This window comes from Flavobacterium psychraquaticum (assembly GCF_034497725.1).
Classification (GTDB): domain Bacteria; phylum Bacteroidota; class Bacteroidia; order Flavobacteriales; family Flavobacteriaceae; genus Flavobacterium; species Flavobacterium psychraquaticum.
In genome coordinates this window covers 19,358-45,325 of sequence record NZ_JAXKVR010000028.1, presented here as the reverse complement: position 1 = coordinate 45,325, position 25,968 = coordinate 19,358, and the positions used below count along the sequence as shown (strand labels likewise).

At 31.0% G+C, this 25,968-nt stretch carries 28 protein-coding genes and 1 tRNA gene; 13 read left to right on the top strand and 16 right to left on the bottom strand.

The annotated features are described in order from the left end of the window. Nucleotides 1-176 precede the first annotated feature (176 nt). Both T1L09_RS07230 and T1L09_RS07225 read left to right on the top strand, forming a co-directional pair. Nucleotides 177-452, top strand: a complete 276-nt coding sequence (locus T1L09_RS07230) for an HU family DNA-binding protein (protein ID WP_322550286.1) — start codon at nt 177-179, stop codon at nt 450-452. A gap of 119 nt (nt 453-571) precedes the next feature. Next, the gene (locus tag T1L09_RS07225) at nt 572-1,132 is read left to right on the top strand and encodes a YqgE/AlgH family protein (RefSeq protein WP_322550285.1); all 561 of its coding nucleotides are present in this window, start codon (nt 572-574) and stop codon (nt 1,130-1,132) included. On the opposite strand, the gene T1L09_RS07220 is transcribed toward T1L09_RS07225, so the two are convergent. Together T1L09_RS07220 and T1L09_RS07215 are read right to left on the bottom strand one after the other, a co-directional pair. Beyond that, nucleotides 1,125-1,964, bottom strand: coding sequence for an aminotransferase class IV (locus T1L09_RS07220; protein WP_322550284.1), 840 nt, complete (start codon nt 1,962-1,964; stop codon nt 1,125-1,127). The genes T1L09_RS07225 and T1L09_RS07220 overlap by 8 nt on opposite strands. 50 nt (nt 1,965-2,014) lie before the next feature. After that, on the bottom strand, nt 2,015-2,407 hold the full coding sequence (locus T1L09_RS07215; protein ID WP_322550283.1) for an START-like domain-containing protein: 393 nt from the start codon (nt 2,405-2,407) through the stop codon (nt 2,015-2,017). A 154-nt stretch (nt 2,408-2,561) separates the two neighbouring features. Between T1L09_RS07215 and T1L09_RS07210 the strand changes: the two genes are divergently transcribed. After that, a tRNA-Met gene (locus tag T1L09_RS07210) sits at nt 2,562-2,635 on the top strand. A 370-nt stretch (nt 2,636-3,005) separates the two neighbouring features. Here the strand turns inward: T1L09_RS07210 and T1L09_RS07205 are convergent. From T1L09_RS07205 to T1L09_RS07170, 8 genes are all read right to left on the bottom strand, one after another. Continuing rightward, a complete protein-coding gene (locus T1L09_RS07205) occupies nt 3,006-3,293 on the bottom strand; it encodes a helix-turn-helix domain-containing protein (protein ID WP_322550282.1) in 288 nt (95 codons plus the stop codon). 12 nt (nt 3,294-3,305) lie between these two features. Further along, the gene (locus T1L09_RS07200) at nt 3,306-3,749 is read right to left on the bottom strand and encodes a type II toxin-antitoxin system death-on-curing family toxin (protein ID WP_322550281.1); all 444 of its coding nucleotides are present in this window, start codon (nt 3,747-3,749) and stop codon (nt 3,306-3,308) included. Beyond that, a complete protein-coding gene (locus T1L09_RS07195) occupies nt 3,749-4,750 on the bottom strand; it encodes a DNA-binding protein (RefSeq protein WP_322550280.1) in 1,002 nt (333 codons plus the stop codon). Before T1L09_RS07195 ends, T1L09_RS07200 begins: the two co-directional genes overlap by 1 nt. A gap of 160 nt (nt 4,751-4,910) precedes the next feature. After that, nucleotides 4,911-7,892 (bottom strand): Eco57I restriction-modification methylase domain-containing protein, encoded by a 2,982-nt coding sequence (locus T1L09_RS07190; protein ID WP_322550279.1) that lies wholly within the window; start codon nt 7,890-7,892, stop codon nt 4,911-4,913. A gap of 742 nt (nt 7,893-8,634) precedes the next feature. After that, complete coding sequence (locus T1L09_RS07185; RefSeq protein ID WP_322550278.1) at nt 8,635-9,831, bottom strand: primase-helicase family protein; 1,197 nt, start codon at nt 9,829-9,831, stop codon at nt 8,635-8,637. Continuing rightward, nucleotides 9,828-10,157 (bottom strand): hypothetical protein, encoded by a 330-nt coding sequence (locus T1L09_RS07180; protein ID WP_322550277.1) that lies wholly within the window; start codon nt 10,155-10,157, stop codon nt 9,828-9,830. The genes T1L09_RS07185 and T1L09_RS07180 overlap by 4 nt, the downstream gene beginning before the upstream one ends. Nucleotides 10,158-10,159: 2 nt before the next feature. Continuing rightward, the gene (locus T1L09_RS07175; RefSeq protein ID WP_322550276.1) at nt 10,160-10,450 is read right to left on the bottom strand and encodes a helix-turn-helix domain-containing protein; all 291 of its coding nucleotides are present in this window, start codon (nt 10,448-10,450) and stop codon (nt 10,160-10,162) included. Nucleotides 10,451-10,776: 326 nt separating this feature from the next. After that, the gene (locus T1L09_RS07170) at nt 10,777-12,033 is read right to left on the bottom strand and encodes a tyrosine-type recombinase/integrase (protein ID WP_322550275.1); all 1,257 of its coding nucleotides are present in this window, start codon (nt 12,031-12,033) and stop codon (nt 10,777-10,779) included. A gap of 234 nt (nt 12,034-12,267) precedes the next feature. On the opposite strand from T1L09_RS07170, the gene T1L09_RS07165 reads away from it, so the two are divergent. Then, complete coding sequence (locus T1L09_RS07165) at nt 12,268-12,951, top strand: carboxylesterase family protein (protein ID WP_322550274.1); 684 nt, start codon at nt 12,268-12,270, stop codon at nt 12,949-12,951. 31 nt (nt 12,952-12,982) lie between these two features. Continuing rightward, nucleotides 12,983-13,930 (top strand): tRNA dihydrouridine synthase, encoded by a 948-nt coding sequence (locus tag T1L09_RS07160; protein ID WP_322550273.1) that lies wholly within the window; start codon nt 12,983-12,985, stop codon nt 13,928-13,930. Here T1L09_RS07160 and T1L09_RS07155 read toward each other — a convergent pair whose 3' ends face one another. Both T1L09_RS07155 and hisS read right to left on the bottom strand, forming a co-directional pair. Continuing rightward, nucleotides 13,931-14,281, bottom strand: coding sequence for a hypothetical protein (locus tag T1L09_RS07155; protein ID WP_322550272.1), 351 nt, complete (start codon nt 14,279-14,281; stop codon nt 13,931-13,933). It abuts the gene before it with no gap. A 181-nt stretch (nt 14,282-14,462) separates the two neighbouring features. Continuing rightward, nucleotides 14,463-15,833, bottom strand: coding sequence for a histidine--tRNA ligase (gene hisS / locus T1L09_RS07150; protein WP_322550271.1), 1,371 nt, complete (start codon nt 15,831-15,833; stop codon nt 14,463-14,465). A gap of 255 nt (nt 15,834-16,088) precedes the next feature. On the opposite strand from hisS, the gene T1L09_RS07145 reads away from it, so the two are divergent. Beyond that, entirely contained in the window at nt 16,089-17,330 is a 1,242-nt protein-coding gene (locus tag T1L09_RS07145; RefSeq protein WP_322550270.1) for an ABC transporter permease, read from the top strand. 24 nt (nt 17,331-17,354) lie between these two features. On the opposite strand, the gene prmC is transcribed toward T1L09_RS07145, so the two are convergent. Further along, nucleotides 17,355-18,209, bottom strand: coding sequence for a peptide chain release factor N(5)-glutamine methyltransferase (gene prmC / locus T1L09_RS07140; protein ID WP_322550269.1), 855 nt, complete (start codon nt 18,207-18,209; stop codon nt 17,355-17,357). Between the two features lie 18 nt (nt 18,210-18,227). After that, on the bottom strand, nt 18,228-18,704 hold the full coding sequence (locus T1L09_RS07135) for a GNAT family N-acetyltransferase (protein WP_322550268.1): 477 nt from the start codon (nt 18,702-18,704) through the stop codon (nt 18,228-18,230). Nucleotides 18,705-18,884: 180 nt separating this feature from the next. Between T1L09_RS07135 and ribD the strand changes: the two genes are divergently transcribed. Genes ribD through T1L09_RS07115 form a run of 4 tightly spaced genes read left to right on the top strand, consistent with a single transcriptional unit; the run spans nt 18,885 to nt 22,006 of the window. Beyond that, nucleotides 18,885-19,928, top strand: a complete 1,044-nt coding sequence (gene ribD, locus T1L09_RS07130) for a bifunctional diaminohydroxyphosphoribosylaminopyrimidine deaminase/5-amino-6-(5-phosphoribosylamino)uracil reductase RibD (protein WP_322550267.1) — start codon at nt 18,885-18,887, stop codon at nt 19,926-19,928. Further along, nucleotides 19,921-20,526, top strand: coding sequence for an HAD family hydrolase (locus T1L09_RS07125; protein ID WP_322550450.1), 606 nt, complete (start codon nt 19,921-19,923; stop codon nt 20,524-20,526). The genes ribD and T1L09_RS07125 overlap by 8 nt, the downstream gene beginning before the upstream one ends. 3 nt (nt 20,527-20,529) lie before the next feature. Further along, nucleotides 20,530-21,390: an EamA family transporter gene (locus tag T1L09_RS07120; RefSeq protein ID WP_479691084.1), complete on the top strand. Its 861-nt coding sequence runs from the start codon at nt 20,530-20,532 to the stop codon at nt 21,388-21,390. Between the two features lies 1 nt (nt 21,391). Further along, nucleotides 21,392-22,006, top strand: coding sequence for an IMPACT family protein (locus T1L09_RS07115; RefSeq protein WP_322550265.1), 615 nt, complete (start codon nt 21,392-21,394; stop codon nt 22,004-22,006). Nucleotides 22,007-22,009: 3 nt separating this feature from the next. On the opposite strand, the gene T1L09_RS07110 is transcribed toward T1L09_RS07115, so the two are convergent. Next, entirely contained in the window at nt 22,010-22,411 is a 402-nt protein-coding gene (locus tag T1L09_RS07110; protein ID WP_322550264.1) for an acyl-CoA thioesterase, read from the bottom strand. Between the two features lie 201 nt (nt 22,412-22,612). Between T1L09_RS07110 and dnaA the strand changes: the two genes are divergently transcribed. From dnaA to T1L09_RS07095, 3 genes are read left to right on the top strand one after another with little or no spacing between them, the layout of a single operon-like run. After that, the gene (gene dnaA / locus T1L09_RS07105) at nt 22,613-24,040 is read left to right on the top strand and encodes a chromosomal replication initiator protein DnaA (RefSeq protein WP_322550263.1); all 1,428 of its coding nucleotides are present in this window, start codon (nt 22,613-22,615) and stop codon (nt 24,038-24,040) included. 1 nt (nt 24,041) lies between these two features. Further along, a complete protein-coding gene (locus tag T1L09_RS07100; protein WP_322550262.1) occupies nt 24,042-24,491 on the top strand; it encodes a low molecular weight protein-tyrosine-phosphatase in 450 nt (149 codons plus the stop codon). An 11-nt stretch (nt 24,492-24,502) separates the two neighbouring features. Beyond that, complete coding sequence (locus T1L09_RS07095; protein WP_322550261.1) at nt 24,503-25,231, top strand: SAM-dependent methyltransferase; 729 nt, start codon at nt 24,503-24,505, stop codon at nt 25,229-25,231. Here the strand turns inward: T1L09_RS07095 and T1L09_RS07090 are convergent, their stop codons facing one another. Beyond that, nucleotides 25,232-25,876 carry a peptidoglycan-binding protein LysM gene (locus T1L09_RS07090; RefSeq protein ID WP_322550260.1) on the bottom strand — a complete coding sequence of 215 codons (645 nt, stop codon included), beginning with the start codon at nt 25,874-25,876 and terminating at the stop codon, nt 25,232-25,234. It lies immediately after the preceding gene. Nucleotides 25,877-25,968 lie beyond the last annotated feature (92 nt).

Below are 25,968 nucleotides of genomic sequence, written 5' to 3'. Positions count from 1 at the left end.
GCCCTGAAAACCCTGATAAGGAACACAAAAATTAAAAATCCAAACAATGTTATTAACATTTAGTCGTTTTTATTAACAATTTAGCCGAAATTGCATTAAAATATTTGTGTAATTCAGTTATACGTCTAAATTTGTAATAAATAATTAAGTTTAACCAATTATAAATAACTTTTAACATGAACAAATCAGAATTAATCGACGCAATGGCAGCTTCTGCTGGAATTACTAAAGCAGCTGCTAAATTAGCTTTAGAATCATTTTTAAGCAATGTTGAAGGAACTTTAAGCAAAGGCGGAAGAGTATCTTTAGTAGGTTTTGGATCTTGGTCAGTATCTAACAGAGCTGCAAGAGATGGAAGAAATCCTCAAACTGGAAAAACTATCCAAATTGCTGCAAAAAATGTAGTAAAATTCAAAGCTGGTGCAGAATTAGAAGGAGCAGTAAACAAATAATATTTTTTTTACTATACAGTATAAAATCCCGATTTTTCTCGGGATTTTTTGGTTTATAATCGATTTTTCTTGAATTTGTAAAGTTTTTTTTATAACTTTATTCTATAAAAAACAGCAATATGATATCAACTTTACCAAAAAAAGGTCACTTACTTATAGCTGAGCCCACTATTTTAGGCGACGTTTCATTTAATCGCTCTGTAATTTTATTAGCAGAACACGGCGAAGAAGGTTCTATCGGATTTATCTTAAATAAACCTTTAAACTATACAATAAGAGAATTGCTTCCTGAAATTGAGGCTTCGTTTGTAATTTACAATGGCGGTCCTGTTGAACAAGATAACTTATATTTTATTCATACTATTCCTGAAATCATACCAAATAGCGTTGAAATTTCAAATGGAATATATTGGGGTGGCGATTTTGAAACGACCAAATTATTGATAAACGATGGTAAAATCACCAAAGATTGTATTCGTTTTTTTCTAGGTTATAGTGGCTGGAGCGCGAATCAATTAGAAATGGAAATGCAGGAAAACGCTTGGATTGTTACAGAAAATACGTTAAAAAGTGAACTCCTTTCAAAAGCGAGTGATCTGTTTTGGAAAGAGAAAATCATTGAACAAGGTGGCGAATATATTCTATTTTCAAATGCGCCCGAAAACCCAGCACTTAATTAAACCTAATTTTGGCATTCAATTTAACAATGATTTGTTCTACGAAATTGGATGTAAATTCTTTTTTTCTATATTTTGTTATAGGTTGAATTCCTGAAATTACATTCGTAAGAAATAATTCATCTGCTTTTTGCAAATCAAATGGAGATATTGATACTTCTTTTAATTCAATACCTTCCATTTTCTTTAAAAGCTCAATTATTTGCTTTCTCATAATTCCGTTCAAACAACCATCTGAAACTGGGGGAGTTGAAATAACATTTCCCATTTTCATAAATAAGTTGCTTTGTAGTGCTTCAACTACGTTTTTTTCATCGTTTAGCATCAAACAATTATCGTAATCGTTTTCTTTAGCGAAAATACTTCCAGTGATTTGAAGCATCTTATTATTAGTTTTTAAGGTTGAAAGCAATTGCTTTGGAATGAAAAAGTCTTTGTACAATTCTACCTCGTAAATTTCTTTTTCAATCCTATACAACTCATATTCCAAAGGACGCGCCACAACTATAAATTCAACTTCATTAGAAACTGGATTATAAAACCCGTCTGAATTTCTGAAAACAGAAAATCGAACTCTAAAACTATTGGATTTTGGTAAAAAAGAGACCAACTTTATGATCTGTTCTTCAATAAATTCCATAGTAAAACTCATTGGAATTTCCATTCTACAAATGCGCATTGAAGCCATCAATCTAAAGTAGTGATCTTCTAAAAACAACACTTTATTGTCAAGTACTTTTATTGTTTCAAAAACTGAATCACCAAATAGAAAACCTCTATTAGATTCTACTAAAACACCACTATTTTCCTGAATATTTCCGTTATAATTTACCATAAAAAAATCCCGATTAAAAACCGGGACAAATATACTCTTTATAATTTATTTTATGCCGAACCTAAGACATGTTTTAAGTCAGAAATCTGATTTTCCCAAAGCAGTTTGTTTTCTTCCATTTCATCCTCTTCTGCAAAATCTGAAATAACTATTGAAACATCTTTCGTAATTTCATCCTCTATAATTTTTAATTCAAAAAAATAATCTGTTTCCGAATTATCTTCATTTAACCATCTAAACTTGATTCGTTCACCCGATTTTTTAGAAGCTAATTTAGCTTTCTCTTCAGAATCATCCCAAATAAAAGTGAAGTACTCTCCTCTTGAATTAACGTTGTCCGCGAACCATTCAGACAAACCTGATGGTGTTGAAATATACTGATATAACAATTGTGGCGAAGATTGTATTGGAAACTCCAATTCATATTTAATTTTAGTACTCATTGCAATTGGTTTTAAAACGTGAAATATATACAATATAATTGAAAATACAAAAAAATTAATTTATTTATCTTTTTTTATAGGATAATGTTTGCAAAGAAAGGAAATAGTTTTATATTTGCACCCGCATTCAACAAGGATGTGACACAAACCTTTTGGCGAGGTAGCTCAGTCGGTTAGAGCGCAGGATTCATAACCCTGAGGTCACGGGTTCAACTCCCGTCTTCGCTACTTTCTAACACCCTAAACCGTTGATAATCAATAGTTTAGGGTTTTTTATTCCCGATTAACTCCCGACTTTTGTAAAAAGTGTACTCTATAAACACCTGTTAATCAATGTGAATAACTAAAAAAGATAAATGGGTTTTTAAACAAAAATCATATAAATTACCCCCTTTTTTATAATTTACAAATCTTAAAAATGAACTCTTATAAGTATTTTAGCCCCTGTACATTTAAAAACTATCTTCTTATATTTTAATATATACGTAATCCGACACTAATTAACAATTTAAAAAATCGGACTTTTTTGGAATAATAAAGGAAAACTCTTGAAAAAGCAATTACAACTAAAATTAAAAATTTAGAATTATTAAATAAATTAATTTATCCTTATAATAGCTTTGTCTATTTCATTTTTTTTGTAATAAACTCTATTTCCTATACCATAGGCTTTTATTTTTCCTTTTTTTGTCCAATTCCATAGTGTTGTCATATTTATATGTAGATACTTAGCAGTTTCAATTCTTGTTAAAAGTAGCTCTTGTTCTCTTTCCTTTTGTAAATGCTTTAAACGGCTTTCTAAACCGTCTAAAACGCTATTGCTAATCATTGCAACCAGTTCTTCAACTGAAATGTTTTCTATTTCGATAATTTTTTTTTGTAGCATTAGTTTATAATATTAAAAATCAAACCTAAGTAATTTAGCATTGATGATTTTAAATTTTAAATCTTCACTAAATTCGTTTTCGTAAATGAATGAAGAAATAATTTCAAACAATAAATCTTTATCAATAACATTATCAGCTACATCAACGGCTATATTTTCAATTTCTCTCATAAAACGACCCACTATAAAGCCCAAACCATTTATTTGAAAAAAATAAGCTGTTAAAACGATTGACGACCTCTTATTTCCATCATTAAAAGTGTGATTCTTATTTAAGGCATAAAATAAATAAGTGGCCTTTTCTTCAATTGTTGGATAGTACTCATCGTTTTTGACAAATTCTAAAACAGCTTCCAAATGTCCTTTGTTTTTTATTCCACTTAAGCCACCCGATTGCTCAATGATGTAATCGTGTTCTTTGATAGAATGTTCGACATCAAAATATAAATATTTCATTATCTATCTTTTAGTCGTTTAAAAACATCAATATTTTCGTCAATACGCTCTTCTAAAGTTTTGCTTTTGTCGCCTAAAAAACGGTCAAAATCAGATTTAGAAACACTATCAATATAATTTTCAAGATTTTCGTGAAAAACTCTTCTGAATCCATAATCACGACTAGCCATTTTTGTTCTAGCATCTTCAATTAATGGTTTATATAAAGGATGATTTGAAAAATTTTCCAACAAATCATTCATTTCATTTTGATTTATTTTTCTATTTAATTTTTTAGAAAGACTTTCCATTTCGTGAGCCAATCCAGTTTCATAAGATGCAATTAACTTTAAAACTTCCGCATACATCGTATCTCTTACATTTTCTGTCTGTTTAAGGTTTAGAAGTTTCTTGTATTCTAAAGCATTTTCGTTAAAAACACATTTATAAATCTTGTCGGTGTAGTAAGAATACTTAAAACTTCCTAAATCTAAATACATATTTAAAGCATTCGTAAACTCTTTTCTGTAATGTGGTTCTTTCAGTATTGAGTTCAAAAAATCACCATCTCGTTGATTGATATATTTTGTTGAGCCACCTGATTTATGATTTAAACTATCGATTACAATATCTAGAATTTTGCTTCTGATGGCTTTCGCCATTTCGCTTTCTACTAATAGCATTCCAAGATTTAAAAAAGCCCTAAAGTTAAATAACCCTAATTGCGGTGTTTTGCTAGATAAATTGGCAACAACTCCAAATTGGTCTTTAAATTCTTTAAGTGTTTTACCTTTAATAACAACATAGCCATTGTTTTTCAATTCATTTTCATTTCCCTCTAAATAACGGTCTATGGTTGCTATGTCGACATGATAAAAATCGGATATTTGGTTTTTGGTAAATCGGTATTCTTCTTTAAAATACATTCCAGAAACGCCAAGATGCACCTGAACGGTTTCTAAAACTTCATTATTATTTAAAATATTCTGTCTATCTATGTTTGAAGTTGTTAAATCTTTCATATAACCAAATTTTGTTGATAACTTTTTTATGTTTACCGCATCAATGAGGGAAACATCTCTTTTTTGTGTTGCAATGTGTTGCTATTCAAGGGTTTTGTAATTTATTATTTTTCAACAAAACTAACAACTAAATGTTTTTTTTTTTAGTTTTTAATATTTTTTAACTATTTTCTACTATACTAATTTCCTCCTCCGTTAAACCATACAACTCATATACCATTGCATCAATAGCTTTGTCGGTTGCAGTAATTTCGTTTTTGGTTGCAACGGCTTTTAGTTGTTCTTGTAAAAAGTAATCTTCCCACTCGGCTTCTTCTGATAGGGTTAATTTTACTTTCTTTTTAGCCAACTCCTTAACAAATTCTGCAAAAGTTAACTCGTACCAGTTTTCTAACTTTTTAGGTAAACTTTCTAATTCAAATTTGCGTTGTAAAGTGCGTTGGAATTTAGTTGAAACCATTTGTAATTCCTTATTTAAAGAAAGCATTAAATCTGCTTTTTTTATGAATGGAATTTGATTTTCTTGAGAAATTTCTTTAATTGGTAAAGGGTCAATATAAATAATTTTTACTTGAGCAAAAACCTTTCCTCCTTCATTTATTTGTGATTCATATAAAAACCTTATCAAGGTACTATTTAAAATTGAAAGAATAAATTTTATATCAAACTTATCATTTATAAGTAAACCATTATGTACAGTATCTAAAGTAAAATACTTTTCATTATCAATCATACAAATCGGATAAGCTCCAGTTTGTCTTAATAATATTTTTTCATTAGCTTCAAATATTTCTCTTTTTCTTGGTCTATGTAATTTTTTTGTATCATATATTATTAACTGATTTGTATCATCTAATAAATATCTATTAAAATCTGAACCTGTTAATATTTTTTCTGTAATTTCAGATTTTTCAGTAATTAGGTATTTACTATTTCCACCTGTAATAATACCTTGATTGAAGTTGATTATTTCCCTTAATGGTATTGTGTTTTTTGAAACTCTTTTAATTAACTTATCATTTATTGTAATTAACATTGATAAATCTTCATTTGATATAATTTCAGATAGTTTAAACTTATCAATTGTATAAGATTGATTTTCAAATGATTTTATATTTGAAATCTGCTTAAATTCATATTTATCACAAATTTTATTTTCAAGAATTAAAATTATAGAATCTACAGCAGCATCTTGAAAAACTAAAACACCTTTAAAATCTATTAATTCAATTATGGTTGAGTTTTCAAGGATAAATCTTCTGGATTCTTTATAATATTGATTTTTTAGTATTGTGTATGGTGTGATATAGCCAAGTACTCCACTATCTTTTAATACTTTTAAACCTTTTTCATAGAAGATAGGATATAAATTAATTCTACCATAAGCAGATTGATAATTTTTCTCTAAATAAGTTTTATCATTTTCATTTATAAATTCAGTAGGAACATACGGCGGATTTCCAATAATTACATCAAAACCACCTTTAGTGAACACTTGCGGAAATGCAGTTTGCCAATTGAATGCTTTGTCGCCCGCAATTACAGGGTCGTCAATTAAAGAGTTACCACATTTAATATTTCCGCTTAAATCGTTTAATTTTCGGTTGGGTTGAGCCGTTCGCAACCACAAAGACAATTTTGCAATTTCAACACTTTCTTCGTTTAAATCTACGCCAAACAAATTGTTTTCTAAAATGCTATTTTCTACATCGCTCAAAATAAAAGCATCTCCAAACAACTTGGCTTGCAACTCGTCTATATAAGTATGTTCTTTAATTAAAAAATCTAAAGCTTGGTTCAAAAAAGCACCACTTCCACAAGCGGGGTCGCAAATAGTTAGTTGCAACAACCAGTTGCGATATAGTTGCAACTTGTCTATAAGTGCCTGTAAAGTCTTCTTTTGTCGCTTTTTATCGGTAGTATAGTCTTCTTCATTTAGTTGCAACTGGTTTTTCTTTTCATTGCATAATGTTCCAACCGTATTTTCAACTATATACTTCGTTATGTATTTTGGCGTATAAAAAACACCGTCTTTTTTTCGCTTGGTTTTTGTTTTATCAATTACTTCGCCCTCTAGTTCGGCTTTAATTTCGTCTAATTCATTTAACGAATTTTCAAAAATATGTCCTAGAATATTAACGTCCACTTCACTTGCAAAATCGTATTCTGATAATTTTAAAGTATGAGCATATAATAAAGCATCATCAATTTTGATGTTGTCTAAAAGTTCATCGGCTTTAAACAAACCACCATTATAGGCATAGACATCAAAGTTTTTTCCTTTGTAGCCTGTATTGAGATAACCAAAGTATTTTTTAAATCGTTCGTATAGCGGAACTTCTTCATCTAACTCTTTTAGTTGATTCCATTGTTGTAAAATTAAACGAACCGAGTTTGGCGGTAATAATTGGCGGTCTTCTGCAAAGAATATAAATAAAAATCTGTCTAGAAGTTTTTGTGATTTTTCAAAAAGTGCAATGGGTTCATATTCGGGATTTAATTGCACCAAACTATGATACAATGCTCTTTTAAAAGTAGAATAATCTTTGTATAACTTTTTAGTAATTACGTCTTCCTGACTTACTGATTCGTCTTTTAATTTTTTAGCAATTCCTTTGGCAATATTTTCGTGAGCTAAACACAGGTACAATAATTCAAATTCATTTGGTTGTAACTGGAACAAGTTGAATTCAATATATTCAATTGCATTATCTATGTAGAAACGTAATTTTTCAAAGTTTGAAGTAATAATGTAAACGCAATCAGGTTGGTTGTTTTTATAACCAAATGCTTGGGTTTCAATTTTGCTTAAATCGGTTGTATTAGTTCCTTTAAGTTCAATAACGGCACTGACCTTGTTATCAATCAAAATTGCACCATCTGCTTTTTTGCTGTCTTTGACATTTTTATATTCTGTAGTAAGATTGAAATCGGGTTGCGGATTTTTAGTATATCCTAAAACATTGACAAACAAATCAATTAAAAACTCGCCTTGATATTGTTCTTCTTTACTACTGCGAATATTATCTTGAATAGTGGGGTTGTGAAAATGGTTTTTAAATTGCAACCATTTCTCATTAAGTTGTTCTTTGTTTTGGGCTTGTAGATACTTTTTTATTACTGCGTTTTGGAATAATGCCATTGAACAAAATTAAGATGTTATGTACTATAAAACCCTGATGGTTTTATAATTACTTTAAGTGTACTAAAGTAGGTAAATAATTTCTCAATTTAAAAACAAGTTATTAACATAAAAGTAAAAAAGGTTGCAATGATTTTTTTTCACACTACACCTATTAAACTAAGCAAAAAGCCTTGTAGAAGCCTACATTCATTAGGTTGCAACTGCTTTTGCAACCATTTTTGCAACCAAAAAAGCATTTCAATTGCAACTATTTTTTAAACTTATTTATTTGTTTTTATAACGCCAAAACTTTGTTTTTTTTATACCGCACTTTGTAACCATTGCGATAAATAGGAACAACATCCTTTCTTGTCCAAACCCATAGTATAACAAGCGAAACCTTTAATAGGTTTGCTGTTTCTTGGCGGATTAACAATGTATCTTCTTCTTCTTTATTTTTATTTAATAAGGAAGTAATAACGTTTTTAAATTCAAGTAATAAATCTGCTTTGTGTACATAAGTAGTTGTTTTTTGTTGTATTGTTGAAAATTAGCGATATTTTACTGAATATCAACAACTTATAACATCAACATTCATTCAACAAACATTCAACAGCAACAATCAGTACAAAATAATAATTGTTAGATAAAAATCAACAACAACGACTAGTATTGTGTTGTTGACTTATTGTTGAAACCTTGTTGCACTCGCCAACCCATATAAACAATGAGATTTAGCTACGAATTCAACATTTCAACATTAATTTACAAAAAACTCCTTATTAAATTCAAAAAACCTACCTTTTTCAGAAGTGCAACCAGTTGCAACTGGACTGCCATTTGAATAAATTTCAGAGCGATACCATTGATAACTCGAGTTTTTAGATTCTAAATTATACTTAGTTTTTAAGGTGTTTATAATATAACTATTAGAAACATTTAGCCCTCTACTTTTAAGCATTTCGCACAAATTTTTACCTGAATAGCACAATTTATCTAGTTCAAAAACGGCAAATTCATCTTTAAGCATTTCCTCCAGTTCTTTTTCAACAGAAGTTTTATTTCCTTTAATTAAGACATTCAGAGCTTCTGTATGGATTTGTTCTTTAGTAAACCACATTCTAGTTGCTTGTTTGGTTGCAACCACTCTTTCGCTCAAGAAATATGCAAATGCAGGTACTTCATCCCTAAGTAAGTCTAATAAATTTGGATTAACTGACATTCCTAAAGTTGGTATTTTACGAACCCAATAGCGTATCTCATTAAAATCGATTTTAATAAAATTTTCTTCGTTATTTGAACATAAAATAAATTTTCCAAAAAATTCAACTTCTTCTTTATCCTTTCCTTTAGATTCGGCTTTGTAATATTTAGCAGTTGAGAGGTTTTTTATTCGCTCACTATCTTCTTTTTTATCGAGTAATACCTCGTCAATTGCTATTATTAGTTTTCCTGTCCAATCTCCGTTAAACCTACTTCTAAAATCTTCATTTGTATTTAAAGTCATATTTCTTTCAAAAATTAACTTCAAGAGATTTAAAAAAGTTGTTTTTCCTGTATTACGTTCCGAACTTACCAAACATAAAATAGGAAGTACTTGCGTTGGTTTTTGCCATAACAGGGTTAAATAATCCAATCCTAGTTCGTATTGTTCATCAAAAACGTGGCGTAATAGTTTTTCGATGTTTTCCCAGTTTCCATTTGGTTGCAACGAATAAGATAAAGGTTCGTAACTATTATAAAAACCATTAATAGTTTTCTGAAAATTTAAATGTGATGGTTTATAGCAAAATCCCTCAAACTTACCGATTTTGCTTATTACATCTTTGCCAAAATCGTCTACAACTGTTTGTTTATTCCACCTTTTCAATACTTTTAAATTTTCTCCTGACATAGGAATTTCAACTTCTTTGAAATAATCAACTCCTACTCTGATGTATTTATTTATATCTTTCATACTTCAATTTTTAAACGAGCGCTTGCTGCTGGATTATTTGGTCTTTTAGTATTATCAATTTTTATAGTAACACTTCTTAAAACTTTATCCTCCATAAAAAGTCTATTCACTTCTTTTAGTATGTGAATTACTAAAATAAGATTATTGTGAAATAAAATATTACTTATAAGCTTTATTTTATCTTTAAACATTTCACAATAGAGATAAACTGATTTATCTCTATTGTGAAATGTTTGGAATGTATCAATTCCAAGTTCTAATTCGTTTAAATGACAACTTAGGTCATTTAAATACTTTTCTGTTTTTTGATTGTTTGACGATTGCATAACTAAAGACGGCTTTGAAGATTAATAAAGTCATTTATCGCTTTTCGTCTGTACAGCGTTTTTCTTCCGATTTTACACACATCAATTAACTTGTCCTTTGTTAATTGCCACAATTTAACTGTAGAAATATTCAGGATTTTTGCAGTCTCAACCCTAGGAATTAATTCGTTTGGGTTTTCTTCTCTTGTTTGGTTGTAAATCCCTAAATCCTTGATTTGGGCAACAACTCCTCTAATGATTTCATTTTTAAAATCTTCAGAGTTTTCGATTTCTAATTGGATAATTTTTTTCATTTTTAACTGATTTAAAAAACAAAGAGAGCCAAATTAAAAAACGAGATGTTAGGTTATGTTAGGTTATGTTAGGTTATGTTAGGTTATGTTAGGTTATGTTAGGTTATGTTAGGTTATGTTAGGTTATGTTAGGATAAGCTAGGTTATGCGAGGTTATGTTAGGATAAGCTAGGTTACACTAGTGAATAACGTTTATTTGACTTTAACTCAGGATTCGATAACAACTTAGATTTTTATTAAATTACATAGCTTAAAAAATGTTCATGCCTTTATTTACTGAGAACTAATAGTAAAGACTATGAAGACTTATAATATCATTTCAAACGCTATTGTTTATTATTCCAATAGTCTTCTAAGTTTTGAGCGTGTTCGCTTAGCGTTGTTTTTACATACTTCATATATTGTGTGTAACTTTTATGAGTCGTAATAGCCATAATGGTTCTGTCATCTATTTTACCATAGTGGTTGGAAACAAATGAGCGCCTACAGGTATGACTTGATATTAATTTATACTTTTCATAATAACCCCTTACTTTTCTTTTAGTTTCAGGGTCTTTAACACTACCTAGAATAACTTCATCAATTTTTGCTAATTGACAAATTAATTTTATGTTTTTGTTGAAGTTTTGGTCGGTAATTATAGGCAAAGTATTATTACGTCTTTTAAGAACTTCTTTAAGTTGAGCGTGAATTGGAATTTCAACAGTAGATTTTGTTTTTTCAGTTGCTATAATTCTAATTCTATTTTCAGAAATATTAAATTCATTCACTCTTTTTATATCAGAAACTCTTAAACCAGTCCAAACTCCAAAAATGAGCAAATCTCTAGCATCCATTAAATAGCTTTTTTCAGATAAGTCAAGCTTAAATATTTCATTAATCTCGTTTAAATTTAAGTAAGTATCTAAAGTTTCCTCCCGTTTAAAAGTAAAATTTTTACTTTCTACTTCAGAACTTACTTCATATCCTAAAACTTTAGCTTCTTTAACAAAACCTTTAATTTGACTGATATATTTTTCAATTAAAGTGTTTGAATAATTCCCCTCAATCTTCAGAAAGGAAGTAAACTTATTATGGAAATCTAAATTAATTTCTTTAGTTCTTAGTTTACTACCTTTCAAGTCTTCGAATTCTTGTAGGCGTTTTAAAGTAGTTGTATAATTCTGTATTGTTTTGCTTGAAATGAGTTCGCCTGTTCTAGGATTAATTCTCGATTTAGATTGCTCAATATAGTTACTTAAAAAATCTAAAAAGTATAAAGTTTCATCAAATCCATCAACAGGTTTGTCATTAATTTTATTTATAATAGTAACCAACCAATTCTTATCTATTAAAATACCTTTTGGATAATCTATTCTAAATTGACCTAAAATTAAATCTCTAATTTCTGAAGTTTTATTTTCTAGATCAATTTTTAATGCTTCATTTGCATTTTGTTTAACTTTGAAAGTTTTATTACTCCAATCGTTTGGAGAGATAAAAATATTCGTTTTTGCTGAACAATCAATTTTATTATGATAAAATCTAACATTCAAATTAACAGGGTCATTTTTACCCATTGCTCTAAATTTCACGTTTGCCATAGCTATTTAATTCCCGATTAATTCCCGACTTTTTACAAAACTAATGAATTTTACCAAGAATAACCAAAATTAATTTTACCAATAACATCAATAAAATAAGGGCTTACTAGCGATTTAAAATTTCACAGGGATTTACAGAAAACAAACAACCTACTCCCGTCTTCGCTACGAAAACCCGAAATTTTACAGCAATGTAAGTTTCGGGTTTCTTTTTTTTATTACAAATCATTGAAAATGAGATTAAAAACCATATTACTATTCCTTTTTATAAATTACACTTTTAACTGTGTTGCACAGTTAAAAACCATCACCAACCAAACTACTTATCCGTTTTGGATTAATGTTCCCGCTAACGAGAAAACTGAAAAGCAAGCTATTTTGATTTTTCTGCACGGAAAAAGTCTCTCTGGAACTGATTTAAATCGAGTAAAAAGATACGGGGTTTTGCGTGCAATGGAAAGAGGAAGAAAAATCCCAGCCATTGTAATAGCGCCTCAATTAGCAAAAGGAAGTTGGAATCCGGATAAAGTGCTGGAAATTTTAGAATATGTTCAAAAAAAATACAATACCGATACTTCCAGAATTTATGTTTGTGGCATGAGTTTAGGTGGATATGGAACTTTACATTTCGCAGGAAAACACGCTGATAAAATTACAGCAGCCGTTGCAATATGCGGTGGTGGAAATATTGCTGATGGTTGTAATTTAGCGAGAATTCCTCTTTGGATTCAACACGGCGATAAAGATTTTATAGTGCCAATTTCGGAATCAGAAAAAGTGGTAAATGCCATTAGAAAGTGTAAGAAAAAGGCAAATTTAATTTTTACAATTATAAAAGGTGGAAATCACAGCAGCGTGGAACAACTTTTTCACGAAGATGCTATGTACGATTGGTTATTCGCACAAAAGAGAGAATAATTTTACCAGAAATCCACTATCTTTGCGAACTATGAATACAACTTTATTATCATCTCCGCTTCAAGGATTTACCGATTTTCGATTTAGAAATGCATTCCACGAATACTTCGGAGGAATTGATACATTCTATTCGCCGTACATAAAATTAAACGGAAAATTAGTCATAAAAGGTTCGTATGAAAGAGATATTCTTCCCGAAAACAACACTACTTTAGAAGTTATTCCACAAATTATTACCAGTGATGCCGATGAGTTTTTATTTGTCGCAAAGTATGTTCAAGAATTAGGTTACAAAGAATTGAATTGGAATTTAGGCTGTCCTTATCCGATGGTAGCCAAATGTGGGATGGGTTCGGGTTTAATTAAAAACACCGATCAAATAGAACATATTTTAAAACGTGTTCACAACGAAACTGATATTATTGTTTCGATGAAAATGCGAATGGGTTACGAAAATCCGACAGAAATTTTAGATGTTTTTCCAATTTTAGACCAATATCCAATTAAAAATATTGCCATTCACGCTCGAATCGGAAAACAATTATACAAAGGCGGTGTCGATTTAGATTCGTTCCAAAATTGTTTAGCTCATACCAAACATAAATTATATTACAACGGCGATATTACTTCCGTAGCGAAGTTTCAAGAAATGCAAGAGCGTTTTCCTTCAATCGATCATTTTATGATAGGAAGAGGATTGATTGCCGATCCGTTTTTACCCTCGATGATTAAAAACAATACTACTGAATATCCTAAAAATAGATTCGAAATTTTCGAAGCATTTCACGATACTATTTACCAAGAATATGATGCATATTTATCTGGTCCAACGCCAATTCGAATGAAGATGTTAGGCTTTTGGGAATATTTTTCAGAATCCTTTTCAAATCCGCAAAAGACGTATAAAAAGATTAAAAAAGCAGGAAATAGTAAGAATTACGAAATTGCTGTTAAGGAGATTTTTAAGGGAGAAAAGTAATTACACCTTAAATCGATCGCCTATTTTCTTGCCAATAACATACGCAATTCCAACACCAAGAATTAAAATCCATAGATTCATAAAAATAAAAAATGTGAAAGCTAATGGATTTTCTAGTGAATTATAGCAATAAGTCTCCAACAAGAAACAAAAACTAATCGTTTCTTTAGTGAAAAATGTCAAGACATAACTTAAGACAAACGTAATTCCCAAAGCCGATAAAATGTAAACCAAATTTTTATTCATTGGCTTTTTACCGGTTGGCTTAAAAACGTTTCGTTCTTCTTCACTTCGTTTGTTGTTTTGAAGTGACCAAATTACTTTATTCGCTTCGTCGTCTATATTGCTCATTTTTACTTATTTTTAACCACAAAGCCTTCAAGGTTTTTGCTATTTTTTTAAAATTTCTCAAATTCTTCAAATCTGTGATTCTTCTAGAATCGGAAAAATCTGCGTTTGAAAATCCGTTGAATCCGCGTTCAAAAGGCAGCAAGTGAAACACCTTATTATCAAAACAAAATTTCGTTATTATTTATTGCAATAAAGTACTCAAAGTTTCGAAATCAACTTTTTGTTGTTCGCCCGAAACCAAGTTTTTAAGCGTAAATTCATTCGCACTTATTTCCTCCTCACCTACTAAAACAGCAAATGGAATTCCTCTTTTATCGGCGTGTTGAAACTGTTTTCCAATTTTTGTATTATCGGGATATAATTCCACTTTAATTCCTGATTGACGCAACTTTCCAATGGCTTGCATCGCGTATAAAGCTTCTTTATCGCCAAAATTCAAAAACAATGCTTTTGAAGTGGCTAAAACCGTTTCTGGAAATAAACCCAGTTCTTCAATTACCAAAGCAATTCGGTCTAAACCAAAGGAAATCCCAACACCACTCATATTTTTTAAGCCAAAAATCCCGGTTAAATCGTCATAACGACCACCACCGCCAATCGAACCCATTGCAACACCTTTTGGAGCCGAAACTTCAAAAATTGCACCGGTATAATAATTTAAGCCACGAGCTAAAGTGACATCTAAATCTAAGAAAGCAGTTTGTAATCCTAAAGTAGAAACGTTATCACAAATGAATTTCAATTCGTCCACACCTTTCATTCCTTCTTCCGACAAAACTAATAAATCGGCTAGTTTTTGTATTTTTTCAGTAATTGTTCCGGAGAAATTGAATAACGGTTGAACTTTTACGATCGCTTCTTCTGAAATTCCTTTTTCAAGCATTTCTTTTTTAACGCCGTCCTCTCCTATTTTATCTAATTTATCCAAAGCCACCGTAAAATCAATCAATTTATCAGAAGCACCAATTACCTCAGCAATTCCCGATAATATTTTACGATTGTTAATTTTAATGGTAACTCCAGCTAATCCCAATTGACTAAAAACGGAATCATATAATTGCACCAATTCTACTTCTTGCCAAAGCGAATTCGAACCTACCACATCCGCATCACACTGAAAAAACTCTCTAAATCTTCCTTTTTGAGGACGATCTGCACGCCAAACCGGTTGAATTTGGTATCTTTTAAATGGAAACTCAATTTCATTTTGGTGTTGCACTACATATCTTGCAAAAGGAACAGTTAAATCATAACGCAATGCTTTTTCAGAAATATGACTTGTTAACTTCAAACTATCTCTATTTTCTAATAAATTAGCATCGGCTTTAGCCAAATAATCACCCGAGTTCAAAATCTTAAAAATCAAGCGATCGCCTTCTTCACCGTATTTTCCCATTAAGGTTTCCGAATTTTCAAACGAAGGTGTTTCAATAGGTTGGAAGCCAAATTTCTCGAAATTCGTTTTTATCGTACTAAAAATATAATTACGCTTTGCTACTTCAGCAGGTGAAAAATCTCTTGTTCCTTTTGGTATACTCGGTTTTTGGGCCATTTTTAAATTTAGAATTTTAGGATTGGATAATATGATTGTTTCTAATGCAAATATCGGATTTATTCAACGTTTAAAAAAAAAATAACAAACTAATTAAACATATAAGTCATATGAGTTTTTTAAAAGCTTAAATGTTAAACTATAAACTTAAAAGAAGATGATTTAGAGTATCAAATTAACTTAAATGACTTATATGTTTAAAATATTTAATCCTAATATTGTGTAACAAAAAACACACTCTTTAGTCTTATAGTTATGGTAGGATTATTTAGAGAAAATACGAAAATTGCGCTTGATTCTATTAAAAGTCAGGCTTTACGAACGTCTTTAACAGTGATGATTATCGCTATTGGAATTACCGCTTTGGTAGGAATTCTTACAGTAGTTTCGGCCTTAGAGAATACGATTTTAAAAGATTTTGCCTCTATGGGTGCGAATACTTTTTCGATAAGTCAATACGATTTATCATCAGAAATTAATCAAAATGATGCTACGCAAAGGGTAAATTCAATCATTAGTTATCCGGAAGCCAAGGCTTTTCAAGACAAATATAATTTCCCTTTCACCACCACTTCTCTTTCATTTACAGCAGGTTCTGCAGTTGAAGTAAAGTACGGCGAAAAGAAGACTGACCCAGAAATTAGTATTTTGGGTGTGGATGATAATTTTTGTCCAAATAAAGGTTTAAAAGTCGCAAGTGGCCGAAATTTCAATTCCTTTGATATCGAAAACAACAATTACGTTTGTGTTTTAGGATCTGATTTTGAGAAAGGTTTGTTTGCAAATTTAAATCCAATCGATAAAGTAATTTCAATTCGTGGCGCAAAATTTAAAGTAATTGGAGTGCTGAAAGAAAAAGGCTCTACTTTTGGAAATAGTCAAGATTTACGGGTTTTAATTCCGGTTCAAGTGGCGCGTTCTCTTTTTTCGGCACCAAATATAAATTATGATTTAGATGTTATGGTAGACAACGAAGCTTTGTTAGATGAAGCGGTTGATGACGCCATTATTACGATGCGACGAGTTAGAAAACTAAATCCGATTTCAAAAAATGATTTTGGAATTGAAAGAAGTGATGATTTAATTCAGACGCTATTATCCAACACAGCTGTTTTAGGGATTTCGGCTTGGGTAATCGGAATTATCACAGTTTTTGGTTCGTCAATTGCATTGATGAATATTATGTTGGTTTCCGTTTCTGAACGAACGAGAGAAATTGGTATTAGAAAAGCTTTGGGTGCGAAAAGAACCACCATTGCTTGGCAATTTTTTACTGAAACATTAATTATTGGTCAATTAGGAGGTATAGTTGGAATTATTTTAGGAATTCTGATTGGTTTTGGAATTGCTTCTGCAATCGGATTTGCATTTGTAATTCCCTGGACAGCAGTTATTGCAGCAGTTTTAACAACATTTCTTGTTACTATTGCTTCTGGGTTATATCCAGCATTAAAAGCGTCTAAACTAGATCCAATTGAGGCTTTACGACACGAATAAAATTAACGATTCGTTAATTCATAATTACAAACAACCTTTTATCATTCGATCATTTCCATAAATATCTTTTTTTAATTCGATATTTTTGAAACCTAAATCCTCAAGTAATTCAATGGTTTCTTTTCCTAAATATTGATTGATTTCGAAAAACAGTAACCCGTTTGGTGTTAAGTTTTTTAGTGCTAGTTGAGCAATTTTTCTGTAAAACAGTAAAGCATCATTATCTTCAACAAACAAAGCTAAATGGGGTTCGAATGCTAAAACATTCTTCTTAATTTCCTGTTTTTCCATATTACGCACATAAGGCGGATTCGAAACTATAATATCAAATTGTTGTTTTAGATCTTCTGTTTCTAAAATATTTTGAAGGATAAAATTGATCTCGACTTTATTTTCTAAAGCATTTCTTTGGGCTACTTTCAAAGCTTCTTCAGAAACATCAATTGCAGAAACTTCCGCTTGCGGTAAATTCTTTTTTAAAGAAATTGGAATACAGCCCGTTCCAGTTCCTATGTCTAAAATCGTTAGCTTTTCTTTTTTGTCATTTTTCTTTTCAGTTGCAAAAATCCAATCTACCAATTCTTCCGTTTCGGGACGCGGAATTAAAGTGTGCTCGTTTACATAAAACTTCGAATCATAAAACCAAGTTTCTCCAAGGATATATTGAATCGGTTTTTCGGTTTTTAATTCAGAAATTATGGATTCCCATTTTTGAACTTCTGCTTCTGAAATTTCAAAATTCGGATTTAAGGCTAAATCAATTCGCTTCAAATTGTGCAAATATTCAGTTAAGATGAAAAAGAAACTTTCGACTTCATTTTCATCGTGAATTCCTTTTAAAGATTCGAAAAAATGAATTCTAAATTGTTTAAGTAACATTAGATTAAGTTTTAAAAATTATAATTTCTTCGTCATCCAAACCTCACAACTATTATGACCCGTATTTCCCATTGGGCCAGAAATATGTTCAAAACCAATTCGTTTATATAATTTTTGTGCAGCCGTCATAAAAGACAAAGTTTCCAAATAACACAGTTCAAAATCTTGAGATTTGGCATAATCTAAACAATTTTGAATAATTTTCTCGGCATAACCGGTTCCTCGAATTTCAGGAGCAAAATACATTTTCTGCAATTCACAAACAGAAATAGCTTCATTTTGTAAGGGTGCAATTCCACAACCGCCAACTACTTTTCCATCTTTTTCGACCACATAATAGTTGGAACGTGGCGTTTGGTAGACTTCAAATAAAGTATCTAAAATAGGATCGGCATAAGCAGTCCCAACTTTTGGTGCATCTAATTCGTGGAAAATATCGCGAATTACTTTGGCAATCTGCACATTATCTTTTTGCTGGATTTCTCTAATTATCATAGCGGTAAAAATACATAATTTGGCTGAATCGATTAGTACTTTTAAATTTTTAACATATAAGTCATTTAAGCTTTTCCAATCACGAGAGTTAAATTCGAATTAATAATTTTTTTAAAATATATAAAACTTACCTGACTTATATGTTTATTTTATTAATCATAAAAATGCTACTTTTGTGAGATGACTACACACGAATTTCACATAAAACGCTGCATTGAACTGGCAAAAAACGGTTTGGGAACTACTTATCCAAATCCGTTAGTAGGAAGTGTTATTGTTTACAACGACCAAATTATTGGCGAAGGTTGGCACAGAAAAGCAGGCGAAGCACACGCTGAAGTAAATGCAGTAAATTCGGTAAAAGACAAATCGTTATTGAAAGATGCGACTATTTACGTGACTTTAGAACCTTGTAGTCATTTTGGAAAAACACCACCTTGTTGTGATTTAATTATTGCAAATAAAATTCCGAATGTAGTAATTGGAACAATTGATCCTTTCGCAAAAGTAGCTGGAAATGGAATCAAAAGATTAATTGAAAGTGGAAAAAATGTAACCGTTGGGATTTTAGAAGAAGAATGTAACGAACTCAACAAACGTTTTTTTACATTTCATCAAAAAAAACGACCTTATGTAGTTTTAAAATGGGCAGAAACTTCAAATGGATTTATTGCTCCTTTAACTAAAGAAGAAAAGAGTCCCGTTTGGATTACAAATCCCTATTCACGTCAATTGGTGCACAAATGGCGTACCGAAGAACAAGCGATTTTAGTAGGAACGAATACAGTTTTAGAAGATAATCCAAAATTAGACGCAAGAGACTTTAGAGGAAATAATCCCATTCGAATTGTATTGGATAAATCTGGAAAAATCTCAGAACAATATAATGTGAAAGATGCGACTCAAAAAACAATTTTCATCACGGAAAGCAAAAAATTTACTTCAACTGAAAATTGTATTTATGAAAATGCTATCTTTGGAAATAGCCTTGCCAAATCTATTTTAAATATTTTGTATGAAAACGACATACAATCTGTGTTAATAGAAGGCGGAACAACCACACTGCAAACCTTTATAAATGAAGGTCTTTGGGATGAAGCAAGGATTTTTAACGGAAATGTAAAATTTCAAAACGGAATAAAAGCGCCAAAATTAATTGGTGAAAATTTTTCTCGTTTTGACATAATGGATGACCACCTTAATATTATCAGAAATTATGATTGAAGCTATTATATTTGATTTTGGAGATGTTTTTATAGATTTAAAAAAAGAAGCGATTGATACCGAATTTAGAAAATTGGGATTAACTGCTTGGCACGATGATTTAGATGTTTTGAATAAAAGGTATGAAATTGGAAAAATTGATGAATTCGAGTTTATGCAAGGTTTTCAAAAGTATTTACCGAATGCCGAATTAACTGAAATAAGAGCGGCATGGAATGCTCTTTTAGGTGATTTTCCACTGTATAGATTAGAATTCTTACAGATGATAGCGACAAAATATCGTTTGTTTCTTTTAAGTAACACCGATCATACTCATATCGAAAAATTTGAGCACCAAGAAGGTCAAACTTTTGCAAGAGATTTTTACAGTTGTTTTGAAAAGGTATATTTCTCTTACGAAATTGGCTTAAGAAAACCAGATGAAAACGTTTTTAAATACGTAATTAACAACCATAACTTAAATCCAAAAACAACCTTATTTGTTGATGATAATAAGCAAAACACCGATGTAGCCAAAGAATTAGGTTTGCAAGTGTGGACATTACAGCCTGGAATTGATGATGTTACTGAACTTTTTGATAAAAAAATTATTGAATAAGTAGTGCTTTATTTATTTCTTAGTATTTTATTCAACACTTTACCGTTTGTGCTATTTAAGCTCTTTGCGAAATACAATATAGATATATTACAAGCATTGGTTGTTAATTATCTAATCGCTTTTTGGGTTGGCTTTCTGCTTTTAGAAGATTCAACATCGTTAATTAAAATAGACAATCAAAACTGGTTCGTAGGAAGTATTTGTTTAGGTGTTATCTTTATTGTAAATTTTTATTTTACCACATTAGCAACGCAACGCAATGGGATTTCTGTTGTAACAGTCGCTTCAAAAATGTCTGTTATTATTCCTGTCGCATTAGGGGTTTTTCTATATAACGAATCATTAGGTTCAATAAAAATAATAGGAATTAGCATAGCTTTGCTAGCCATCTACTTCACTTCGCTGAAGGAATCAGGTATTTCTAAAAGCACCAATTACCTACTATATCCGAGTTTAGTTTTTTTTGGTGCTGGAATAATCGATTCGAGTTTAAAATATTTACAAACTTTTTATATTAAGACTGAGGAAGTACAATTGTTTTCTTCCTTGACTTTTTTATTTGCTTTTTTTGTGGGAATGGTAGCAATGATTTACAAATCCATCAATGGAACGATAGCAATTAGAGGAAAAAATATAATTGGAGGCATCATTTTAGGAATCCCAAATTACTTTGCCTTGTACTTTATGGTGAAGATGTTAGAAGCAAAAGCGTTTCAAAGTGCTACTTTATTTACCATTCATAACATTGCTATCGTAATAGTTTCTACCTTTGTAGGCATACTATTCTTCAAAGAAACCATTTCAAAAAGGAATGTTTTCGGAATTGGATTGGCTTTATTAGCCTTATTTTTAGTTACTTATTAAAATGTCAGATTTAGAAAACGACACATACAAAACTCTTGCACTTCCGTCAGAAGAAGTTTTATACAAAGAAAAAAACAGTAAATTCTTTGGCTATGCTTTTCCTGTAACTACAGAAGAAGAAGTAAAAGAGATATTAGAAAAACTACGAAAAGATCATTTTTCGGCAAGACATTGGTGTTATGCTTATCAAATCGGCATAGAAAAAATTCAATATCGTGCGAACGATGATGGCGAACCAAATAATAGTGCTGGAATGCCAATTTACGGGCAAATACAGTCATTTGATATTACAAATGTTTTAATTGTAGTTGTTAGATATTTCGGGGGAGTTAAACTAGGCGTTGGCGGATTGATATCCGCTTATAAAACTGCTGCTCAAATGGCATTGGAAAGTGCTGAAATTATTGAAAAAACTATTGACATTCATTTTCTTATTTGTTTTGGATACGCAAATATGAATAAAGTGATGCGCATAATAAAAGAAAAAAATCTACAAATAGTAGCTCAGAAAATGGAAATGGATTGTGAAATTGAAATTGCAACCCGAAAAAAAAGTGCCCAAAACATATTGGACACTTTTGAAAGCTTGTACGAAATTAAGCTAACTAAAATTTAATTTTCACAGCCCATTTATCTTCTCTAAAACATAATCTGGGGGCAACATTGGGCGGCCCGTTTTCATATCTACAAACACCAACATTGAGTATCCAGTTGTTAATAACTCCTTTTGCTCGTTGTAAATTTCATAGTCAAATTCTATCTTTACAGATGTTTGACTTTTTAAGATAGTTTTAACGGTTAACAAATCGTCATACCGTGCTGGTTTCTTGTAATTCATTGATAAAGAAACGACGGGCAACATCACGCCGTTTTCTTCCATCCATTTGTACGAAACCCCCATATTCCTTAGCCATTCCACACGACCCATCTCAAAATACTGTGCATAATTTCCGTGATAAACTACTCCCATTTGATCGGTTTCGGAATAACGCACGCGCACTTGATACTCATATTCTTTCATCGTAAAAATTATATTAAATTAATCTAAAAACGTTTATACTCGTTACAATATTTTTTTCGCAAAATCAATAGAAAAAAACTTTTTTATACAGAAAATTGTTCACATATTTGCTAACCCAAATAAACAGTAAAACAAGACCTTATTATTTTTGTAAGGTAACCTATACGAAACAAAAAAACAACTTTTGATAATTACAATTTTATGACTAAAACTGCGCAATCAGTATGGAACAACTGCCTGTCTTTTATTAAAGATAATATTCAAGACCAAGCCTACAAGACTTGGTTTGAACCTATCCAGTCAGTTGAACTAAATGACAATGCGTTGTCTATTCAAGTACCTAGTAAATTTTTTTACGAGTGGCTAGAAGAACATTACGTAAAATTATTAAAAGTAGCATTAACTAAAGAACTTGGACCAGGTGCAAAGTTATTGTATAAAATCAAAATGGAAAACACTTATGGCAATAAACTTCCATTTACTGAGCAAATACCTAGTTACAACAGAACTGCAGTAAAAACACAAGAGGTTGATGTACCTACAGCTAATAAAAATCCAGAACTTAAAAATCCTTTTATAATTCCTGGCATTCGTAATTTAAAAATCGAATCCCAACTGAACGCTAACTACAGCTTTGACAACTTTCTAGAAGGAGATGCAAACCGTTTAGCACGAAGTGCTGGTATGGCAGTAGCTAATAAACCTGGAGGAACTTCTTTCAATCCTTTATTGATTTTTGGAGGAGTTGGTTTAGGAAAAACACATTTAGCACACGCTATCGGTGTTGAAATTAAAGACAAATACCCTGAAAAAACAGTTTTATATATTTCTGCTGAAATTTTTACACAGCAATTTATTGATTCGGTGAAGAAAAACACACGCATCGATTTTATTCACTTCTATCAATTGATCGATGTATTAATCCTTGATGATGTTCAATTTTTATCTGGTAAGTCAGGAACGCAAGATGTTTTCTTCCATATATTCAACCATTTGCACCAAAATGGTAAACAAGTAATTCTTACTTCTGATAAAGCTCCTGTGGATATGCAAGATATTGAGCAACGCTTACTATCACGATTCAAATGGGGACTTTCAGCTGAATTACACCAACCCGATTATGAAACTCGTATTTCAATACTGAAAAATATTTTATATAGAGATGGTGTTGAAATTCCTGAAGAAATAATTGAATATGTCGCTAAGAATATTAAATCTAACGTTCGTGAATTAGAAGGTGCTATTATTTCATTAATTGCACAATCTTCTTTTAACAAACGCGAAGTTACTATTGACTTGGCAAAACAAGTAGTAGAGAAATTCGTAAAAAACGTGAAACGTGAAATTTCTATTGATTATATTCAGAAAACTGTTTCTGATTATTTTCAATTAGATATTGAAACTTTACAATCTAAAACAAGAAAACGTCACGTGGTGCAAGCCCGACAATTGGCAATGTTCTTTGCGAAAAAATTCACGAAAGCTTCTTTAGCAAACATAGGTTCGCAAATTGGAGATAGAGATCACGCTACCGTTTTACACGCTTGTAAAACTGTAGATAATTTAGTGGCTACAGACAAACAATTTAAAAAGTTTGTTGACGATATCAATAAAAAATTATCGCTATAAAATGTCGGTTAAAATCTTAATGGTTTGCTTGGGAAATATTTGTCGTTCTCCTTTGGCAGAAGGAATTATGCGTGCAAAACTTTCAGAAAATTACATTGTTGATTCCGCTGGAACTGGTGCTTGGCATTCAGGGCAATTACCTGATAAAAGGTCAGTTACAACTGCAAAAAACAGAAGTTTAGACATTACCAACCAAAGAGCAAGACAATTTAAAGTCAGTGATTTTGATACTTTTGATTACATTTACGTGATGGATAATTCCAATTATAAAGATGTAATTGCCTTAGCTCCTACTGAAGAATCAAAATCAAAAGTAAGGCTAATTTTAAACGAAATATTCCCTAACGAAAATGTTGATGTTCCAGATCCTTATTATGGAGGAGACGATGGCTTTGAAAATGTTTTCGATATGTTAGATCAAGCTTGCGAAGCTATTGCAAGAAAACTTTAAAAAGCATTATTATGAAATCGCTAGGCAAACTCTATTTAATTCCTTGTACTTTATCTAATCCTGGAGAAACTACTGTAGTTCCGGAAGATGTATTACCACAAACAATTAAAAGAACTATTGATTTTATTGATTCATTTATTGTAGAGAATGAGAAAACAGCTCGTCGATTCATAAAAAGTATTCATCCTGAAAAGAAACAACCTGAGTTGAAATTTTCAGTATTGAATAAACACACAGAAACTGCGGAACATTACGAATTCATCAAACCACTTTTAAACGGAGAAAACATTGGATTATTGAGTGAATCAGGTTGTCCTGGAATTGCTGATCCTGGTGCTGTGATTGTAAAAATCGCACACGAAAAAGGAATTCAGGTCGTACCTTTAGTAGGTCCGAGTTCTATTTTGTTAGCTTTAATGGCAAGTGGAATGAATGGACAGAGTTTTGCTTTCAACGGATATTTACCAATAGATAAAGACGATAAAAAACAAGCTATTAAAGGCTTTGAACGCTTATCGCAAGAAAAAAATCAATCCCAATTGTTTATTGAAACACCGTATAGAAATAACAAATTAATGGAAGATTTGGTTCAAATATTGCAACCGAGTACTTATTTATGCGTGGCGTGCGATATTACACTACCTACAGAATACATAAAAACCAAAACTATTAACGAGTGGAAAAAAGATAAGGCCGATTTACATAATCGGCCTTGTATCTTTATTATACACAAAATGTAATTATTCTAAAACTACTTTTGCATTTACGTCTGCATCGATGTGTGAAACATCATAACCTGCAAACTTTTTAATGTAACTTGACAATGAGGTCCCGAAACCGTCTTTAAAACCGCTTCTACCATTACTTCTCAGGTATTTTTTTACGGATCCTGCACCACCTAAATGAGCAGCAGCCACTAAACCTGATTCTGTAATTTCGATTCCGTTTATTACCTTACCAGAGTATTTTTCAATTTCTTTTCGCAATTGCCATTTATTACGTGCAATTAAAGCTTGAAAAGCTTTGTCTTGCCATTCGGCGTTACGTAAAAATTCTTGAAAATCATATACACCTACGGTTCGTAATGTACTTTTACCGAATTGATATTTTCCCATATATCCAAATGGATTAACTAAATGTAAAATACCTCTTGACTCACGGTAAGCCATTTTTTGAGCAAAACCTGCGAACGATTTTCCTACGTGTGGAACTGAAACTTCCACCTTTTCTTCAACAATAACTTCATTTTCTACGGTGTACAAAATTACTTCGTTATCCGCCAAATGAAACCCTTTTACCTTTTTTTCGTCCAGGCTAATAAAACCCGACGAAATTACTGCAACTAGGAGTGTCAATCCTAAAATGTAAGACCCTTTTTTTATCATGAATTGTTATTTCTCAGCGTCTGTCACCCTTCTGAAATTACCGAGGCAAAGATACAAAAAAAAATACAATATTGATTTACAGCTTGTTAAAC